The organism is Streptomyces sp. RLB3-17 (assembly GCF_007113425.2).
GTDB lineage: Bacteria > Actinomycetota > Actinomycetes > Streptomycetales > Streptomycetaceae > Streptomyces > Streptomyces mirabilis_D.
Genome location: NZ_CP041610.2, coordinates 8105350 through 8125270, shown reverse-complemented (window position 1 = coordinate 8125270; position 19921 = coordinate 8105350). Strand labels below are relative to the sequence as shown.

Sequence of the window (19921 nt, the reverse complement as noted above, 5' to 3'; positions counted from 1 at the left end):
CCCTCCCGCAAGGGTCGACCATTACTGCTCGGCGTACTCGGGTACTGCTTGCTCGGGTACTACTGCTCGTGCTCAGGTACTACTTGCTCGGCGAACCGGCAGGCACTCGGCCTGTCCGACCTTCTCACTGGAGCTTGCCCAGTGTTTCACCCCGGCTGAACCAGGCCATAACAGTTCGGCAGCTTCGCACATCGTCCGCACACCTCCCGGAGGCGGGCACAGCCTCGTCAGGACGGAAACACAGGCACCTGTCCGAACGGAAACTCTGCCCCTCTCCCGACGGAAACACCGGTGACCGGCATCCGCATGGACGGCGAAGGTAAGTAACCTTGCATGCGGCTGTCCAGCCACACCGGTTTGTCCGGCCTGGGCGGTGGCACAAGAACGAGCGGGCAGGCATCGGAGGGGCACCGCACCATGACCACCGGACTGCATCCTGGGGGACAGCCCCAGGATCCTCGGCCGACGGGGAACCAGGCACTGCCCCGACAGGAGCGGGTCGGCCACGGGGCCCCGCACGCCGACAACCGGACAAGGAGTGCTGTGATCACCGCGCGCGCGGCCGCCAGTTTCGATCCCGTCGGGCGATCGGTCGCGACCGCCAGATCCTTCGTCCGCGACACCCTCCAGGGCTGGGGCTTCGCCGACATCGTCGACGACGCGGTCGTCCTGACCAGCGAACTCGTCACCAATGCTGTCGTGCATGCGGGCACCTCCGCGGACGTTCTGTGTCTGCGCAGCGACGAAGGCGTACGCATCGAGGTGGCGGACCGCTACCCGGAACGTGAAATTCCACTCCAGGCGACGGCTGTGAATATGGGCAGCCCCGACCGCGAGGGCGGGCGCGGACTCCAGTTGTGCGCCGCCCTGGCCGGCCGCTGGGGCGTCGACTACTCCCCCACGCACAAGCAGGTCTGGTTCCACCTCGACCTCCCCGATCGCCCGGTCGGCACCCGCACCGCGGGCCCCTCCCTCCCCGCCCACCTCCTCCCGCTCGCCGACGGCCGCGTCCGCGTCGCGGTGATCCAGATCGACCGCGTCGGCGCCATCTCGGCCTGGAACGAGGACGCGGAGGACCTCTTCGGGTACGCCGCCGAGCAGGTCATCGGCAAGCCCCTCACCGACCTCGCGGCCTGGCCGCACACCCCGGGCACCAGCACCGGCATCGTCGAGGCCCTCCAACTCTCGCGCTGGGAGGGCACTTACGGGCTCCGGGCCGCGAGCGGCCGCGTGACCCCGGTCTACGCCTCCCACCTCCGCGTCCGCGACACGGGCGGCGAACCCTCCACGGTCTGCCTCCTCGTACGCGACCACGAACGCGCCGTCCTGCAGACCCCGTTGCGGGCGTCGGCCACCGACACGACGACCAGCTCCGAGGGTCAGGCCACGGACCCCTTCGAGGTCTTCATCGGCTCCCCCGCCCCGGACGACCTGGACGGCCTCCTCCAGCGCACGGTGGAGCGCGCCCGCGACATGCTCGACGGCGACTCCGCCTTCCTGCTCCTCGCGACCGACGACGAGACGGAGTTGGAGGTACGCGCCTCGACGGGCCTGCCCTCCGCCCGCCAGCGCTTCGCCCGCGTCCCCGTCGAGGCGGGCCCCGGCCGCTACGGCTCGGCCCGCATGCCCGCCGTCCACGAGGACCTGACGGTCGTCCCCGGCGCCGTACCGCTGCTGGCCGGCACCGGTATGCGCTCGGTCGTCACCGTCCCGCTGAAGGTCGAGGGCCGCCTCACCGGCTCCCTCGGTGTCGCGGCCGAGGGACCCTCCCGCTACTCGAACGAGGAGGCACTGCGCCTCCAGTTCGCCGCCGACCGCATCGCGCTCGCGGTGGAATCGGCCCGCCTGGGCGAGCTGGAACGCCTGCGCCGCGGCTCGCTGAGCTTCCTGGTCGAGGCCTCCGACCTCCTCGCCGGCACCCTGGACCGCGACCAGACCCTCGCCCTCATGGCCCAGATGACGGTCCCGACCCTCGCCACCTGGTGCGCGGTCTACACGATCGCCGACCAGGCCTCGGACCCGTACCTCTCGTACGTCCTGCACGAGGACGAGGAACGCATCGACGGTCTCAAGGCCCTGCTCTCGAAGATCGCCCCACCGGACCCGGTCCCCACCCCCGGCGCCCGCGTCTGGGCGGCCCCGGGCGAGGCGGCCCACCAGGCGGCCCTGCGCACCTCCATGCGCAGCCTGGGCCTCGGCGAGCCCGCCTCGGTCACCTCCGGCATCGGTACGACCCTGGCGACGGCCGCGGCGGTCGGCGGCGAGACCGTCGTCCTGCCCCTGGTCGCCCGCAACCGCGTCATCGGCATGCTGACGCTCGGCAAGCCCTCCGACGAACACTTCCGCCAGGAAATCCTGGAACTGGCCGAGGACCTGTCCCGCAGGGCCGCCCTGGCCCTCGACAACGCCCGCCTGTACTCGGAGCGCACGGCCATCAGCCAGTCCCTCCAGCGCAGCCTCCTGCCGCCCGACCTCCCGCACATCGACGGCGTCGAGGTCGAGGTCATCTACCGCGCGGCCGGCGAGGGCAACGAGGTCGGCGGCGACTTCTACGACCTCTTCCCGATCCGTGACGGCGTCTACGGCTTCGCCATCGGCGACGTCTGCGGTACGGGCCCGGAGGCGGCGGCGGTCACGGGCCTCGCCCGGCACGCCCTGCGCCTCCTGGCCCGCGAGGGATTCGGCGGCCCCGCGGTCCTGGAGCGCCTGAACTCCGCGATCCTGGACGAGGGCGCCCGCAGCCGCTTCCTGACCCTGCTCTACGGCGAGTTGTGGCCCCAGGAGGACGGCAGCGCCATGCTGAAGGTGGTCTGCGCGGGCCACCCGCTCCCGCTCCGCCTGCGCCAGGACGGCACCGTAGAAGCGGCCGCCGAACCGCAGCCCCTCCTGGGTGTCATGGAGGACCTGGAGCTGTACGAGCAGACCATCACCCTCGACCCGGGCGACGTACTGCTGTGTGTGACGGACGGCGTCACCGAACGCCGTGAGGGCACCCGCATGTTGGGCGACGACGGCCTCGCGGACGTCCTCACCACGTGTACGGGCCTCACGGCGGGAGCGGTGGCCGCCCGCATCATGCGCGCGGTCGAGCGCTTCGCCTCCGACGCCCCGTCCGACGACATGGCGATTCTGGCGATGCGGGTGCCGGGCCTTCAGCGGGACTGAGGTCGGACTCGGCTCCGGGACACTCCCGGACATGCGAAAGGCCCCCGCCCGTAAGGGCGGAGGCCTTTTCTGCTGGAGCCCCCCAACGGAATCGAACCGTTGACCTTCTCCTTACCATGGAGACGCTCTGCCGACTGAGCTAGGGGGGCCGGTCGCCTTTTCGAGGTTTCCCTCGCGGCAACGAAATAGATCATACCCCGAACAGGAGCGTGCTCCCAACCAGTCCCGTCGGATCAGAAGGCGGGCTGCAGCAATCCCCCGAGCGCATTGCACGCGGAGACGATCCGCTGCATCTCCCGCTTCGTCAACGACGCGTCCACGGGCAGCGCGAGAGTCTCGTCGGCGGCCCGCTCCGTCTCGGGGAGGTGCATGTCCCGACGGAACCCGGGCAGCCGGTGCACAGGCGTCTTCACCGGCACCCGGCACTCAATTCCCTTGGCCCGTACGGCCCGTGCGAAGGCGTCCCGGTCCGGCCGGCCGTTGCCGGGCACGCGCACGACGTACTGCTGGTACGTGTGCCCGTCGCCGCCGTCCGGCGTGCGCACTCCGCTCAGCCGCCCGTCGAGATAGGCGGCCCGCTCCCTGCGCTGCGCGATCTCGTCGAACGGCGCCTCGGACTCGCCCAGTTCCAGCACCAGAAGCCCGTGCCGCTGCCCGACGTCCCGCAGCCGCGTCATGTCGGCCGACCGACCGAAGCGGTGTACGACGACGACAGCGGTCGACCGCGGGGTCACGGCCGCCTCGACAGCACCGGCGTCAAGGCAGTACGTCACCGGGTCTATGTCGGCGAAGACGGCCGCCGCACCGACCTGGGTCACGGCCTCCGCGACCTCGACGTTCCCGAACGCCGGCACGATGACCTCGTCGCCGACTCCGACGCCCGCGGCCCTGAGCATTGCAGCTGTACCCATGCCGCGGATGCTTGTCGCGCAAAGTGAACGCAAAGTGTCGGACAACAAAAAAGAGCTGGTCCCCGAACCGAAGTTCGGGGACCAGCTCTTTTAATATGAGTTCGGCGGCGTCCTACTCTCCCACAGGGTCCCCCCTGCAGTACCATCGGCGCTGTGAGGCTTAGCTTCCGGGTTCGGAATGTAACCGGGCGTTTCCCTCACGCTATGACCACCGAAACACTATGAAACTGTAACTACCGCACCATTGCCGTGGCCCGACAACGGGGTTGTTCGTGGTTTCAGAACCAACACAGTGGACGCGAGCAACTGAGGACAAGCCCTCGGCCTATTAGTACCGGTCACCTCCAGCGGTTACCCGCCTTCCAGATCCGGCCTATCAACCCAGTCGTCTACTGGGAGCCTTAACCCCTCAAAGGGGGTGGGAATACTCATCTCGAAGCAGGCTTCCCGCTTAGATGCTTTCAGCGGTTATCCCTCCCGAACGTAGCCAACCAGCCATGCCCTTGGCAGGACAACTGGCACACCAGAGGTTCGTCCGTCCCGGTCCTCTCGTACTAGGGACAGCCCTTCTCAATATTCCTACGCGCGCAGCGGATAGGGACCGAACTGTCTCACGACGTTCTAAACCCAGCTCGCGTACCGCTTTAATGGGCGAACAGCCCAACCCTTGGGACCGACTCCAGCCCCAGGATGCGACGAGCCGACATCGAGGTGCCAAACCATCCCGTCGATATGGACTCTTGGGGAAGATCAGCCTGTTATCCCCGGGGTACCTTTTATCCGTTGAGCGACGGCGCTTCCACAAGCCACCGCCGGATCACTAGTCCCGACTTTCGTCCCTGCTCGACCCGTCGGTCTCACAGTCAAGCTCCCTTGTGCACTTACACTCAACACCTGATTACCAACCAGGCTGAGGGAACCTTTGGGCGCCTCCGTTACTCTTTAGGAGGCAACCGCCCCAGTTAAACTACCCATCAGACACTGTCCCTGATCCGGATCACGGACCCAGGTTAGACATCCAGCACGACCAGAGTGGTATTTCAACGACGACTCCACAACAGCTGGCGCTGCCGCTTCAAAGTCTCCCACCTATCCTACACAAGCCGAACCGAACACCAATATCAAACTGTAGTAAAGGTCCCGGGGTCTTTCCGTCCTGCTGCGCGAAACGAGCATCTTTACTCGTAGTGCAATTTCACCGGGCCTATGGTTGAGACAGTCGAGAAGTCGTTACGCCATTCGTGCAGGTCGGAACTTACCCGACAAGGAATTTCGCTACCTTAGGATGGTTATAGTTACCACCGCCGTTTACTGGCGCTTAAGTTCTCAGCTTCGCCACCCCGAAGAGTGACTAACCGGTCCCCTTAACGTTCCAGCACCGGGCAGGCGTCAGTCCGTATACATCGCCTTACGGCTTCGCACGGACCTGTGTTTTTAGTAAACAGTCGCTTCTCGCTGGTCTCTGCGGCCACCCCCAGCTCAGAGTGCAAGACTCATCACCGGTGATGGCCCCCCTTCTCCCGAAGTTACGGGGGCATTTTGCCGAGTTCCTTAACCATAGTTCACCCGAACGCCTCGGTATTCTCTACCTGACCACCTGAGTCGGTTTAGGGTACGGGCCGCCATGAAACTCGCTAGAGGCTTTTCTCGACAGCATAGGATCATCCACTTCACCACAATCGGCTCGGCATCAGGTCTCAGCCTTGATGTGTGACGGATTTACCTATCACACGGCCTACACCCTTACCCCGGGACAACCACCGCCCGGGATGGACTACCTTCCTGCGTCACCCCATCACTCACCTACTGCAGGTCTGGTCCGTCGGCTCCACCACTCCCCTTTGCCCGAAGGCTCCGGGGCGGCTTCACGGACTTAGCATCGCCTGGTTCAATGTTTGACGCTTCACAGCGGGTACCGGAATATCAACCGGTTATCCATCGACTACGCCTGTCGGCCTCGCCTTAGGTCCCGACTTACCCTGGGCAGATCAGCTTGACCCAGGAACCCTTAGTCAATCGGCGCACACGTTTCTCACGTGTGTATCGCTACTCATGCCTGCATTCTCACTCGTGAACCGTCCACCACTGCCTTCCGGCGCGGCTTCACCCGGCACACGACGCTCCCCTACCCATCACAGCCGCCGTTGGGCGTATTGCTGCAATGACACGACTTCGGCGGTACGCTTGAGCCCCGCTACATTGTCGGCGCGGAATCACTAGACCAGTGAGCTATTACGCACTCTTTCAAGGGTGGCTGCTTCTAAGCCAACCTCCTGGTTGTCTCTGCGACTCCACATCCTTTCCCACTTAGCGTACGCTTAGGGGCCTTAGTCGATGCTCTGGGCTGTTTCCCTCTCGACCATGGAGCTTATCCCCCACAGTCTCACTGCCGCGCTCTCACTTACCGGCATTCGGAGTTTGGCTAAGGTCAGTAACCCGGTAGGGCCCATCGCCTATCCAGTGCTCTACCTCCGGCAAGAAACACACGACGCTGCACCTAAATGCATTTCGGGGAGAACCAGCTATCACGGAGTTTGATTGGCCTTTCACCCCTAACCACAGGTCATCCCCCAGGTTTTCAACCCTGGTGGGTTCGGTCCTCCACGACCTCTTACAGCCGCTTCAACCTGCCCATGGCTAGATCACTCCGCTTCGGGTCTTGAGCGCGCTACTAAATCGCCCTATTCGGACTCGCTTTCGCTACGGCTTCCCCACACGGGTTAACCTCGCAACACACCGCAAACTCGCAGGCTCATTCTTCAAAAGGCACGCAGTCACGAGGCAAGCACAAGTGCTTGCCCGACGCTCCCACGGCTTGTAGGCACACGGTTTCAGGTACTATTTCACTCCGCTCCCGCGGTACTTTTCACCATTCCCTCACGGTACTATCCGCTATCGGTCACCAGGGAATATTTAGGCTTAGCGGGTGGTCCCGCCAGATTCACACGGGATTTCTCGGGCCCCGTGCTACTTGGGTGTTTCTCAAACGAGCCGTTGACGTTTCGACTACGGGGGTCTTACCCTCTACGCCGGACCTTTCGCATGTCCTTCGCCTACATCAACGGTTTCTGACTCGTCTCACGGCCGGCAGACCGTGAAAGAGAAATCCCACAACCCCACATACGCAACCCCTGCCGGGTCTCACACGCATATGGTTTGGCCTCATCCAGTTTCGCTCGCCACTACTCCCGGAATCACGGTTGTTTTCTCTTCCTGCGGGTACTGAGATGTTTCACTTCCCCGCGTTCCCTCCACATACCCTATGTGTTCAGGTATGGGTGACAGCCCATGACGACTGCCGGGTTTCCCCATTCGGAAACCCCCGGATCAAAGCCTGGTTGACGACTCCCCGGGGACTATCGTGGCCTCCCACGTCCTTCATCGGTTCCTGGTGCCAAGGCATCCACCGTGCGCCCTTAAAAACTTGGCCACAGATGCTCGCGTCCACTGTGCAGTTCTCAAACAACGACCAACCACCCATCACCCCGAACCTTCCGGTTCGAGTGCACTGGGGCCGGCACTGAAGGCAGCCAACAATCGGCCGTGCCCTCAGACACCCAACAGCGTGCCCGGCACCCCCGCCACTCATGATCAGCTTTCCACGCCCCGAAGAGCAGTACTCACAGCCTGAGATGACTGAAGATGCCGAATAATCAACGTTCCACCCATGAGCAACCACCGTCGAACGTGTGCCGACGTAATGGCCCTGGACCACCGGGCAAGCCCGGCAGCCTAGATGCTCCTTAGAAAGGAGGTGATCCAGCCGCACCTTCCGGTACGGCTACCTTGTTACGACTTCGTCCCAATCGCCAGTCCCACCTTCGACAGCTCCCTCCCACAAGGGGTTGGGCCACCGGCTTCGGGTGTTACCGACTTTCGTGACGTGACGGGCGGTGTGTACAAGGCCCGGGAACGTATTCACCGCAGCAATGCTGATCTGCGATTACTAGCAACTCCGACTTCATGGGGTCGAGTTGCAGACCCCAATCCGAACTGAGACAGGCTTTTTGAGATTCGCTCCGCCTCACGGCTTCGCAGCTCATTGTACCTGCCATTGTAGCACGTGTGCAGCCCAAGACATAAGGGGCATGATGACTTGACGTCGTCCCCACCTTCCTCCGAGTTGACCCCGGCAGTCTCCTGTGAGTCCCCATCACCCCGAAGGGCATGCTGGCAACACAGAACAAGGGTTGCGCTCGTTGCGGGACTTAACCCAACATCTCACGACACGAGCTGACGACAGCCATGCACCACCTGTACACCGACCACAAGGGGGGCACTATCTCTAATGCTTTCCGGTGTATGTCAAGCCTTGGTAAGGTTCTTCGCGTTGCGTCGAATTAAGCCACATGCTCCGCTGCTTGTGCGGGCCCCCGTCAATTCCTTTGAGTTTTAGCCTTGCGGCCGTACTCCCCAGGCGGGGAACTTAATGCGTTAGCTGCGGCACCGACGACGTGGAATGTCGCCAACACCTAGTTCCCACCGTTTACGGCGTGGACTACCAGGGTATCTAATCCTGTTCGCTCCCCACGCTTTCGCTCCTCAGCGTCAGTAATGGCCCAGAGATCCGCCTTCGCCACCGGTGTTCCTCCTGATATCTGCGCATTTCACCGCTACACCAGGAATTCCGATCTCCCCTACCACACTCTAGCTAGCCCGTATCGAATGCAGACCCGGGGTTAAGCCCCGGGCTTTCACACCCGACGTGACAAGCCGCCTACGAGCTCTTTACGCCCAATAATTCCGGACAACGCTTGCGCCCTACGTATTACCGCGGCTGCTGGCACGTAGTTAGCCGGCGCTTCTTCTGCAGGTACCGTCACTTTCGCTTCTTCCCTGCTGAAAGAGGTTTACAACCCGAAGGCCGTCATCCCTCACGCGGCGTCGCTGCATCAGGCTTTCGCCCATTGTGCAATATTCCCCACTGCTGCCTCCCGTAGGAGTCTGGGCCGTGTCTCAGTCCCAGTGTGGCCGGTCGCCCTCTCAGGCCGGCTACCCGTCGTCGCCTTGGTGAGCCACTACCTCACCAACAAGCTGATAGGCCGCGGGCTCATCCTTCACCGCCGGAGCTTTTAACCCACCCGGATGCCCGGGCAGGTGTTATCCGGTATTAGACCCCGTTTCCAGGGCTTGTCCCAGAGTGAAGGGCAGATTGCCCACGTGTTACTCACCCGTTCGCCACTAATCCACCCCGAAGGGCTTCATCGTTCGACTTGCATGTGTTAAGCACGCCGCCAGCGTTCGTCCTGAGCCAGGATCAAACTCTCCGTGAATGTTTTCCCGTAATCGGGACGACACCACGAGAGCGGAACCAAGAGGAGGAATAATCCCCTCGGTTCACAGCGTCCTCGCTGTGCGCCCACCGAGACCATGCCCGGCAGGACTTTTTCAAAGGAACCTCGCCCCAGCCGATCGGCCGGAGACGGGGTATCAACATATCTGGCGTTGATTTTTGGCACGCTGTTGAGTTCTCAAGGAACGGACGCTTCCTTTGTACTCACCCTCTCGGGCTTTCCTCCGGGCGCTTCCCTTCGGTCCTGCTGTCCTGCTTTGTTCTTGCGTTTCCGACTCTATCAGACCGTTTCCCGATCCGATTTCCTCGGTGCTTTCCAGGTTTCCGCTTTCGCGTTTCCCTTTCCGGCGACTCCGACTTTATCAGAGATTCTGAGTCGGAATTTCCGTCCCGCTCGGGGTGGTTCCTGGCACACGGTCGTGCCGGGTTCCCGTTCAGGCGGAGCCGTAAACGTACTGGAGCGGGGCGCCCCGATGCAAATCGAGGGGCCCCGCTCCGGAGTTGGCGCGTGCGAGGGGTCAGACCTCGACGACGACCGGCAGGATCATCGGGCGGCGGCGGTAGTTGTCCGAGACCCACTTGCCCAGCGTGCGGCGGATGAGTTGCTGCATCTGGTGGGGCTCGACCACGCCGTCCTGGGCCGAGCGCTCCAGGACCTCCGTGACCCTCGGGATGACGTCCGCGAAGGCGGAGTCGTCGATGCCCGAACCACGCGCGTGGACGTGCGGACCGGCGGTGATCTTGCCCGTACTCGAGTCGATCACCACGAAGACCGAGATGATGCCCTCGTCGCCGAGGATCTTGCGGTCCTTGAGCGCCGGCTCGCCCACGTCACCGACCGAGAGGCCGTCGACGTACACGTAACCCGCCTGGACCTTGCCGGAGATCTTCGCCTTGCCCTCGATGAGGTCGACGACGATTCCGTCCTCGGCGATCACGATGCGGTCGTGCGGGACGCCGGTGAGGGCGCCGAGCTCGGCGTTGGCGCGCAGATGGCGCCATTCGCCGTGGACCGGCATCAGGTTCCGCGGCTTGCAGATGTTGTAGAAGTACAGCAGCTCGCCCGCGGAGGCGTGGCCGGAGACGTGCACCTTGGCGTTGCCCTTGTGGACGACGTTGGCGCCCCAGCGGGTGAGGCCGTTGATGACGCGGTAGACCGCGTTCTCGTTGCCCGGGATGAGCGACGAGGCCAGGATCACCGTGTCGCCCTGGACGATCCGGATCTGGTGGTCCCGGTTGGCCATCCTCGACAGGGCCGCCATCGGCTCGCCCTGCGAGCCCGTGCAGACGAGGACGATCTCGTGGTCCGGGAGGTCGTCGAGCGTCTTGACGTCCACCACGAGGCCCGGCGGGACCTTCAGATAGCCCAGGTCGCGTGCGATGCCCATGTTGCGGACCATCGAGCGGCCGACGAAGGCGACCCGGCGGCCGTACTCGTGGGCCGCGTCCAGGATCTGCTGGATGCGGTGCACGTGGCTGGCGAAGCTCGCCACGATGATCCGCTTGCGGGCGCTCGCGAAGACCGTGCGCAGTGCGTTCGAGATGTCGCGCTCGGGCGGGACGAAGCCCGGGACCTCGGCGTTCGTGGAGTCGGAGAGAAGAAGGTCGATGCCTTCCTCGCTCAGACGTGCGAACGCATGCAGGTCCGTGAGGCGGTTGTCCAGCGGGAGCTGGTCCATCTTGAAGTCGCCGGTGTGGACGACCATGCCCGCGGGAGTGCGGATGGCGACCGCGAGGGCGTCCGGGATGGAGTGGTTGACCGCCACGAACTCGCAGTCGAAGGGGCCGATGCGCTCGCGGTGGCCCTCCGCGACTTCGAGGGTGTACGGGCGGATGCGGTGCTCCTGGAGCTTCGCCTCGATGAGGGCGAGGGTCAGCTTGGAGCCGATCAGCGGGATGTCCGGCTTCTCGCGCAGGAGGAACGGGACAGCGCCGATGTGGTCCTCGTGGCCATGGGTGAGGACGATGCCCTCGATGTCGTCGAGGCGGTCCCTGATGGACGTGAAGTCCGGCAGGATCAGGTCGATTCCGGGCTGCTCCTCCTCGGGGAAGAGCACTCCGCAGTCGACGATCAGCAGTCGGCCGTCGTACTCGAAGACCGTCATGTTCCGGCCGATTTCGCCAAGGCCACCGAGCGGGGTGACCCGCAGGCCTCCCTTGGGGAGCTTCGGCGGCGGGCCAAGTTCAGGATGCGGATGACTCAAAAGACTCTCCTCACCACACGCGCCACGTACCTGGCAAGGCACGTGGCGCGCATGACGTTCGTGCAGTAGCAGTTGTCTGTGTGGGGTGCAGGCCCCTGGCCTGCGTTGTCGTGCATATTCAGTTGTGAAGTCCGTATTTAGAGTTCTACCCCGCCGGCGGCAAGATCGATCTTGAGCTGGGCGGTCTCCTCGGGCGACAGCTCGACCATCGGGGCGCGCAGCGGTCCGGCGGGCAGGCCCTGGAGGGCGAGCGCGGCCTTGGTCGTCATGACGCCCTGGGTGCGGAACATGCCGGTGAAGACGGGGAGCAGCTTCTGGTGGATCTCGGTGGCCTTCTGTACGTCGCCCGAGACGTACGCGTCCAGCATGGCGCGCAGCTCCGGGGTGACGACGTGGCCGACGACGGAGACGAAGCCGACCGCGCCCACGGAGAGCAGCGGCAGGTTCAGCATGTCGTCGCCGGAGTACCAGGCGAGTCCGGAGCGGGCGATGGCCCAGCTGGCTCGGCCGAGGTCTCCCTTGGCGTCCTTGTTCGCGACGATACGCGGGTGCTCGGCCAGCCGCACGAGGGTTTCGGTGCTGATCGGTACGCCACTGCGGCCGGGGATGTCGTACAGCATCACCGGCAGCTCGGTAGCGTCGGCGATGGCCGAGAAGTGACGGTACAGGCCCTCCTGCGGGGGCTTGTTGTAGTACGGCGTCACGGTCAGCAGGCCGTGCGCGCCGGCCTTCTCGGCGGCGCGGGCGAGCTCGATGCTGTGGTGGGTGTCGTTCGTCCCGACGCCCGCGACGATGTGGGCGCGGTCGCCGACCGCCTCGAGTACGGCTCGTACGAGATCCGATTTCTCCGCGTCACTGGTGGTCGGTGACTCACCGGTGGTGCCGTTGATGATCAGGCCGTCGTTGCCTGCGTCCACCAGGTGGGTGGCGAGCCGCTGTGCGCCGTCGAGGTCGAGTGCGCCGTCCGCCGTGAAGGGCGTGACCATGGCGGTGAGGACCCGCCCGAAGGGGGTCTGCGGAGTGGAGGTCGGAGCCATGGGTAACACGCTACTCGCTGCTCAGGGCGGGGTCTGCCCTCGGGGGACACGACAAAGCGCGACAAATGCGGAGCCCGGCACTGCCTGCTCGGGGGTTCAAGCAGTGCCGGGTCCGTTTGATCAGGCTAGATGAACTTCTCGAAATGCCGCAATACGGACACCTCGCTCGGTTGATCCGCACATCTGTGCCGAACGGCGCGCGGGAGCGCCTTACGGCGCCACGCGCCCGTTGGCATTGAAGGCCGCGTAGGTGAGCGGCATGAGCTTGGCCCACTCCGCCTCCATCTTCTCGCCGACCATCTCGATCTCCCGCTGCGGGAAGGACGGGACCTTGGCGAGCTCGTGCTGGGTGCGCAGACCGAGGAAGTGCATCAGGGAGCGTGCGTTGCAGGTGGCGTACATCGAGGAGAAGAGGCCGACGGGGAGGACGGCACGGGCCACCTCGCGGGCCACACCGGCGGCCAGCATCTCCTGGTACGCCTCGTACGCCTGTCGGTAGGAGTCCTCCATCACGCGGCCCGTGAGCTCCTGCTGCGCCTGGGTGCCCTCGACGAAGACGTACTTGCCGGGGCGGCCCTCCTGGACCAGCTTGCGGGACTCGTCCGGGACGTAGAAGACCGGCTCGAGCTCCCTGTACCTGCCCGACTCCTCGTTGTACGACCAGCCCACGCGGTGCCGCATGAACTCGCGGAAGACGAAGATCGGGGCGCTGACGAAGAAGGTCATCGAGTTGTGCTCGAAGGGGCTGCCGTGCCGGTCCCGCATCAGGTAGTTCAGCAGGCCCTTGGAGCGCTCCGGGTCCTTCTGGAGCTCGTCGAGGGACTGCTCACCGAGGGTCGAGACCCGGGCGGCGAACAGCACGTCCGAGTCGGACGCGGTGTGCTTGACCAGCTCGACGGTGACATCGCTGCGGAAACTGGGCTTGAGGTCGTCGGCGGGGGTGTCGGTCACGGTGCGGAGGGTCCTTCCCATCACATCTCTCGGGCGGCGCCCACTCTACGGCCCGCCACTGACAACGGGGCGTTCGGTGCCGTGCCGCGACATTCGTCGGCGAACTTCAGCGAATTCGGTGATTCCGGGCACCTCTTGGGGCAATCGCTCGTCTGTATTGGTGACAGTGATCCGTTCGAGCCTCCAGAGGAGAAGCAACCCCCATGTTCCGTCGGCGCGAGCCCGTACCGTTCGCCTTCATCGCAGAAGCCGACCAGTTCCGCAGCAATGTCGCTCCCCCACCCCGCCGACGCTCGTCGGCCGGCGAGATATTCGGCCGCTGGCTCCTGGGCCTCACCGTGGTCGCCGGGCTGGTGGGCGCGCTGATCATCGGGATGCCGGCCCTGTCGCTCGACCAGTCGTCCGCGACGACCCAGCATTCCGAGGCCTCCAACGGCCGCTGACCCTCCCCCGCTGCCCAATGGGCGTGGGGGCACCCCCATGGCCCCCCAAGGGTGGTGAGCGGGGACCCCGCTCGATAGCCTCACCGGGCACAGCCCATGCGTGGATTGAGTGAGGATCAGTCGTGCCCCTGCCCTTCCTGACGGCGGACCGTGACTTTGACGAGGCGGCGGACGAACTCGCCCTGCCCTTCGACGACCGCGGCCGCTGGCGGCGCCCCTACCGGCCCGGGCCCTGGCGGGTGGCCCTCGCCGCGCTCGTGCTGCTGCTCGCCTCCTACGTGCTCGTCGCGGCCGTGCTCGTCGCGCTCACGGGGAGCCGCTCCGCCGCCCTGGTCTGCTTCGGTGGGTCCGTGCTCGTGATCCTGTGCGCGTTGCGGCTGCTGCGGATGGGCGTCTGGGTGAGTGCGCGGGGGCTGCGCCGCGTGGGCTTCCTGAGCACGAGTACGGCGTCCTGGGAGCAGGTCGTCGCCGTACGCACCGTCCAGCAGCCGGTGCGCTGGCTCGGGCTGCCGCGCACCGTGCAGGGGCAGGCACTGATCCTCGTACGCAAGGGTCGGGCGGCGGACAGCGTGCCGCCGCTGCTCACCTCGCACAACTCCGACTTCCTGGCGCGCCCGGAGGCCTTCGACCGGGCGGCGGACGCCGTCGAGGTGTGGGCCGACGAATACCGGCGGGATTGAGCCCCAGCGGTCATGACGGGGTGCCGTGGCAGGGCGTCGTGGCCGGGCATCTCGTAGCAGGGCGAAGGGGCCGGTCCGCACTCCGCGGGCCGGCCCCTTCGACGTCCTTCTCGCCGTGCCGCTCGTCGCACTTCTCGTGTGCGTCGTGGCTCTCAGGCCTCGGCGGGGCGCCTGCCCTCGCGCAGGGCGATCGCCCGCTGCATCGCCTTGCGGGCACGCGGGGTGTCGCGGGCGTCGTGGTAGGCGACCGCGAGGCGGAACCAGCTGCGCCAGTCGTCCGGGGCGTCCTCGGTCTCGGCCTTGCGCCTGGCGAAGACCTCGTCGGCCGAGTCACGGTCGATGCGGCCGCCCGGGGTGCGCTTCAACTCGTCGACGGGCAGGCCGCCCTCGGCGTCGAGCTCGGCGGCGAGCCGGTTGGCCTTGCGGACGAACTGGGTGTTCTTCCACAGGAACCAGATGCCGATGACCGGCAGGATCAGCACCGCGACACCGAAGCTGACGGTGATCAGGGTGCCGTTCTCGATGAGCAGCACGCCTCGGCTGCCGACCAGGACGAAATAGACGACCAGGACGGCTGCCGTGACGGCGTAGGTGATCTTCGCACGCATGTCTGCCGACTATCTGTTGTACGTCCCTCGGCTCAGCCGAGGTCCAGGAAGTTTTCCAGGCCGAAGGTGAGGCCAGGGGCGGTCACCACGCGGCGGACGCCGAGCAGGATGCCCGGCATGAAGCTGCTGTGGTGGAGGGAGTCGTGGCGGATGGTGAGGGTCTCGCCCTCACCGCCCAGCAGGACCTCCTGGTGGGCGAGGAGCCCGCGCAGACGGACCGCGTGCACCGGTACGCCGTCGACGTTCGCGCCGCGGGCGCCGTCCAGGGCGGTCGCCGTGGCGTCGGGCTGCGGGGCGCTGCCCGCGCGCTCCCGGGCCGCGGCGATGAGCTGGGCGGTGCGCGTGGCGGTGCCGCTGGGGGCGTCCACCTTGTTCGGATGGTGCAGCTCGACGACCTCGACGGACTCGAAGTACGGCGCGGCGACCTCGGCGAACTTCATGGTCAGTACGGCCCCGATGGAGAAGTTGGGCGCGATGAGCACGCCCGTCTCGGGGGACGCCGCGAGCGAGGCGTTGAGCTGCGCGAGCCGCTCGTCGGTCCAGCCGGTCGTGCCGACCACGGCGTGGATGCCGTGCCGTACGCAGAAGTCGAGGTTGCCCATCACCGAGGCCGGGGTCGTCAGTTCGACCACGACCTGGGTGCCGGTGGCGACCAGCGCTTCCAGCTCGTCGCCGCGGCTCAGCGCGGCCACCAGCTCCAGGTCCTCGGCGGCCTCGACGGCTCGTACCGCCTCGGCCCCGATCCGGCCCTTGGCACCGAGGACCGCCACGCGCAGCTTGCTCATTGCTTCGTTCCTTACCGAGACGGGAATTACGCGACCGCGTCGTGCAGACGCGAGGCCTGCTTGTCCTTGAGCGGGCCGATGACCGACAGCGAGGGCCGCTGTCCCAGGATGTCGCGGGCGGCCGAACGGACCTCGTCCGGGGTGACCGACGCTATCCGGACCAGCATGTCGTCGACCGACATCTGCTCGCCCCAGCACAGCTCGCTCTTGCCGATACGGTTCATCAGCGCGCCGGTGTCCTCCAGGCCGAGGACGGTGGAGCCCTGGAGCTGACCGATGGCGCGGCCGATCTCGTCGTCCGAGAGGCCGTGCTCGGCGACGTGGTCGAGCTCGTCGCGGCAGATCTTGAGCACGTCGTGGACCTGGCTCGGCCTGCAGCCCGCGTACACGCCGAAGAGGCCGCAGTCGGCGAAGCCCGAGGTGTACGAGTACACGCTGTAGGCCAGGCCGCGCTTCTCGCGGACTTCCTGGAAGAGGCGGGAGGACATGCCACCGCCCAGGGCGGTGTTCAGGACGCCCAGGGCCCAGCGGCGCTCGTCGGTGCGGGCGAGGCCCGGCATGCCGAGGACGACATGGGCCTGCTCGGTCTTGCGGCCGAGGAGCTCGACGCGGCCCGCGGTGCGGATGGCGCGGCGGCCGTCGCGCGGGGCGATCGGCTCGACGGCGCTCTCCTTGAGGGAGCCGGCCTTCTCGAAGGCGGCGCGGACCTGGCGTACGACCTTGTTGTGGTCGACGTTGCCCGCGCAGGCGACCACGAGGTGCGTCGGGTCGTAGTGCTTCTTGTAGAAGCGGCGGATGCGGTCGGCGCTGAGGGCGTTGACCGTGTCGACCGTGCCGAGGACCGGGCGGCCGAGGGGGGTGTCGCCGAGCATGGTGTGCGCGAACAGGTCGTGCACGCAGTCGCCCGGGTCGTCCTCGGTCATCGCGATCTCTTCGAGGATCACGCCGCGCTCGGCGTCCACGTCGCCCTGCTCGATCAGTGAGCCGGTGAGCATGTCGCACACGACGTCGATGGCGAGCGGGAGGTCGGTGTCGAGCACACGCGCGTAGTAGCACGTGTACTCCTTGGCGGTGAACGCGTTCATCTCGCCGCCGACGGCGTCGATGGCGGAGGAGATGTCCAGGGCGCTGCGCCGGGAGGTGCCCTTGAAGAGCAGGTGCTCCAGGTAGTGCGTGGCGCCGTTCAGCGTCGGCGTCTCGTCGCGGGAGCCGACGTGCGCCCAGATCCCGAAGGTGGCCGAGCGTACGGAGGGGAGGGTCTCGGTGACGATGCGCAGGCCGCCGGGGAGGGTGGTCTTACGGACCGTACCGATGCCGTTCTCGCCCTTGATGAGAGTTTGGGTACGGGCGACGGCCCGCGCCTCCGAAGAGGTGCGGGCCGTCGCCGTGGAGCTACGAGACGTCACTGGTCGGTGTCGTCCTTCTTGTCGTCGTCGCCTTCGCCCTCGATCACGGGGATGAGGGAGAGCTTGCCGCGGGAGTCGATCTCGGCGATCTCGACCTGGACCTTCTGGCCCACACCGAGGACGTCCTCGACGTTCTCCACGCGCTTGCCGCCGGCGAGCTTGCGGATCTGCGAGATGTGCAGCAGACCGTCCTTGCCCGGGAGCAGCGACACGAACGCGCCGAAGGTCGTCGTCTTCACGACGGTGCCCAGGTAGCGCTCGCCGACCTCCGGCATGGTCGGGTTGGCGATGCCGTTGATCGTGGCGCGGGCGGCCTCGGCGGCCGGGCCGTCGGCGGCACCGATGTAGATGGTGCCGTCGTCCTCGATCGTGATCTCGGCGCCGGTGTCCTCCTGGATCTGGTTGATCATCTTGCCCTTGGGGCCGATGACCTCACCGATCTTGTCCACGGGGATCTTGACGGTGATGATCCGCGGGGCGTTCGGGGACATCTCGTCCGGCGTGTCGATCGCTTCCATCATCACGTCGAGGATGTGGAGGCGGGCGTCGCGGGCCTGCTTGAGGGCCGCGGCCAGGACGGAGGCCGGGATGCCGTCCAGCTTGGTGTCGAGCTGGAGGGCGGTCACGAACTCCTTGGTGCCGGCGACCTTGAAGTCCATGTCGCCGAAGGCGTCCTCCGCACCGAGGATGTCGGTGAGGGCGACGTAGTGCGTCTGGCCGTCGATCTCCTGGGAGATCAGACCCATGGCGATGCCGGCGACGGGGGCCTTCAGCGGCACACCGGCGTTCAGCAGCGACATGGTGGAGGCGCAGACCGAACCCATGGAGGTCGAGCCGTTGGAGCCGAGGGCCTCGGACACCTGACGGATCGCGTAGGGGAACTCCTCGCGGGTCGGCAGGACCGGCACGAGCGCGCGCTCGGCGAGGGCGCCGTGGCCGATCTCGCGGCGCTTCGGGGAGCCCACGCGGCCCGTCTCACCGACGGAGTACGGCGGGAAGTTGTAGTTGTGCATGTAGCGCTTGCGGGTCACCGGGGAGAGGGTGTCCAGCTGCTGCTCCATGCGGAGCATGTTGAGGGTGGTGACGCCCAGGATCTGGGTCTCGCCACGCTCGAACAGCGCCGAGCCGTGCACGCGCGGGATGGCCTCGACCTCGGCGGCGAGCGTACGGATGTCCGTGACGCCGCGGCCGTCGATGCGGACCTTGTCCTTGATGACGCGCTCGCGGACCAGCTTCTTGGTCAGCGCGCGGTACGCGGCGGAGATCTCCTTCTCGCGACCCTCGAACTGCGGGAGCAGCTTCTCGGCGGCGATGTCCTTGACGCGGTCCAGCTCGGCCTCGCGGTCCTGCTTGCCGGCGATGGTGAGCGCCTGGGCGAGCTCGCTCTTGACCGCGGCGGTCAGGGCCTCGAGGACGTCGTCCTCGTAGTCGAGGAAGATCGGGAACTCGGCGGTCGGCTTGGCGGCCTTCGCGGCGAGGTCCGACTGCGCCTTGCACAGGACCTTGATGAAGGGCTTCGCGGCGTCGAGGCCGGAGGCGACGACCTCCTCGGTCGGCGCCTCGGCGCCGCCCTTGACCAGCTGGATGGTCTTCTCGGTGGCCTCGGCCTCGACCATCATGATCGCGACGTCGCCGTCCTCCAGGACGCGACCGGCGACGACCATGTCGAAGACGGCGTCCTCGAGCTCGGTGTGCGTCGGGAACGCGACCCACTGGCCGTTGATCAGCGCGACGCGGACGCCGCCGACCGGGCCGGAGAAGGGCAGACCGGCCAGCTGCGTGGACGCGGAGGCGGCGTTGATCGCCACGACGTCGTACAGGTGGTCGGGGTTGAGGGCCATGATCGTGGCGACGACCTGGATCTCGTTGCGCAGGCCCTTCTTGAAGGACGGGCGCAGCGGGCGGTCGATCAGACGACAGGTGAGGACGGCGTCCTCGGAGGGACGACCCTCGCGGCGGAAGAAGCTGCCGGGAATCTTGCCTGCGGCGTACATCCGCTCCTCGACGTCCACCGTGAGGGGGAAGAAGTCGAGGTTGTCCTTGGGCTTCTTGGAAGCACTGGTGGCCGACAGCACCATGGTGTCGTCGTCCAGGTACGCCACGGCGGAGCCGGCGGCCTGCTTGGCCAGGCGGCCCGTCTCGAAGCGGATGGTGCGGGTGCCGAAGGAACCGTTGTCGATAACGGCCTCGGCGTAGTGGGTCTCGTTCTCCACTAGCGTTTTCTCCTCGTCTTCGTCCCGGCCTGCCCGTGTGGCAGGGGGACGGTGGCGGAGAAGCGCTCCGTCTGGTGCGGGCCGGTCTTCGATCGAAGCACCCGGGATCTCATTCCCCCGGGGGCCACTACCGAGGACCGGCGGCGGTGCGGTGCGCGTCTCCTCGTTCGTTGACGTGACGGTCCCTACCCGGCGGGTACGGAGTCATCACGCTGTGTCGTACGT

The 19921-nt window shown here is 66.2% G+C and carries 11 protein-coding genes, 1 tRNA gene and 3 rRNA genes; 3 read left to right on the top strand and 12 right to left on the bottom strand.

What is annotated here, in order from left to right:
* Positions 1-417 precede the first annotated feature (417 nt).
* Complete coding sequence (locus tag FNV62_RS36675; RefSeq protein WP_143603102.1) at positions 418-3165, top strand: SpoIIE family protein phosphatase; 2748 nt, start codon at positions 418-420, stop codon at positions 3163-3165.
* A gap of 73 nt (positions 3166-3238) precedes the next feature.
* Here the strand turns inward: FNV62_RS36675 and FNV62_RS36670 are convergent.
* The 8 genes from FNV62_RS36670 to thyX form a co-directional block, all read right to left on the bottom strand.
* A tRNA-Thr gene (locus tag FNV62_RS36670) sits at positions 3239-3314 on the bottom strand.
* Positions 3315-3398: 84 nt separating this feature from the next.
* The gene (locus FNV62_RS36665) at positions 3399-4061 is read right to left on the bottom strand and encodes a DegT/DnrJ/EryC1/StrS family aminotransferase (RefSeq protein WP_143652230.1); all 663 of its coding nucleotides are present in this window, start codon (positions 4059-4061) and stop codon (positions 3399-3401) included.
* A gap of 114 nt (positions 4062-4175) precedes the next feature.
* A 5S ribosomal RNA gene (gene rrf, locus FNV62_RS36660) occupies positions 4176-4292 on the bottom strand.
* A gap of 92 nt (positions 4293-4384) precedes the next feature.
* Positions 4385-7506 (bottom strand): 23S ribosomal RNA (locus FNV62_RS36655).
* A gap of 317 nt (positions 7507-7823) precedes the next feature.
* Positions 7824-9349, bottom strand: a 16S ribosomal RNA gene (locus tag FNV62_RS36650).
* Together the 16S, 23S and 5S rRNA genes form the textbook arrangement of a ribosomal RNA operon.
* 538 nt (positions 9350-9887) lie before the next feature.
* On the bottom strand, positions 9888-11573 hold the full coding sequence (locus FNV62_RS36645; RefSeq protein ID WP_054232797.1) for a ribonuclease J: 1686 nt from the start codon (positions 11571-11573) through the stop codon (positions 9888-9890).
* A 137-nt stretch (positions 11574-11710) separates the two neighbouring features.
* A complete protein-coding gene (gene dapA / locus FNV62_RS36640; RefSeq protein WP_054232798.1) occupies positions 11711-12610 on the bottom strand; it encodes a 4-hydroxy-tetrahydrodipicolinate synthase in 900 nt (299 codons plus the stop codon).
* Positions 12611-12820: 210 nt separating this feature from the next.
* Entirely contained in the window at positions 12821-13561 is a 741-nt protein-coding gene (gene thyX, locus FNV62_RS36635; RefSeq protein WP_054232799.1) for an FAD-dependent thymidylate synthase, read from the bottom strand.
* Between the two features lie 203 nt (positions 13562-13764).
* Here thyX and FNV62_RS36630 point away from each other — a divergent pair, with 203 nt between their 5' ends.
* Positions 13765-14004 (top strand): hypothetical protein, encoded by a 240-nt coding sequence (locus FNV62_RS36630; protein WP_143628365.1) that lies wholly within the window; start codon positions 13765-13767, stop codon positions 14002-14004.
* A gap of 122 nt (positions 14005-14126) precedes the next feature.
* Positions 14127-14684, top strand: coding sequence for a hypothetical protein (locus FNV62_RS36625; RefSeq protein WP_143609367.1), 558 nt, complete (start codon positions 14127-14129; stop codon positions 14682-14684).
* A gap of 152 nt (positions 14685-14836) precedes the next feature.
* Here the strand turns inward: FNV62_RS36625 and FNV62_RS36620 are convergent, their stop codons facing one another.
* From FNV62_RS36620 to FNV62_RS36605, 4 genes are read right to left on the bottom strand one after another with little or no spacing between them, the layout of a single operon-like run.
* Positions 14837-15292 carry a hypothetical protein gene (locus tag FNV62_RS36620; protein ID WP_143628363.1) on the bottom strand — a complete coding sequence of 152 codons (456 nt, stop codon included), beginning with the start codon at positions 15290-15292 and terminating at the stop codon, positions 14837-14839.
* A gap of 32 nt (positions 15293-15324) precedes the next feature.
* A complete protein-coding gene (gene dapB / locus FNV62_RS36615; RefSeq protein ID WP_097286473.1) occupies positions 15325-16077 on the bottom strand; it encodes a 4-hydroxy-tetrahydrodipicolinate reductase in 753 nt (250 codons plus the stop codon).
* Between the two features lie 26 nt (positions 16078-16103).
* On the bottom strand, positions 16104-17483 hold the full coding sequence (locus FNV62_RS36610; protein WP_097286472.1) for a M16 family metallopeptidase: 1380 nt from the start codon (positions 17481-17483) through the stop codon (positions 16104-16106).
* Positions 17480-19696 (bottom strand): polyribonucleotide nucleotidyltransferase, encoded by a 2217-nt coding sequence (locus FNV62_RS36605; protein WP_054232805.1) that lies wholly within the window; start codon positions 19694-19696, stop codon positions 17480-17482. Before FNV62_RS36605 ends, FNV62_RS36610 begins: the two co-directional genes overlap by 4 nt.
* Between the last annotated feature and the right edge of the window lie 225 nt (positions 19697-19921).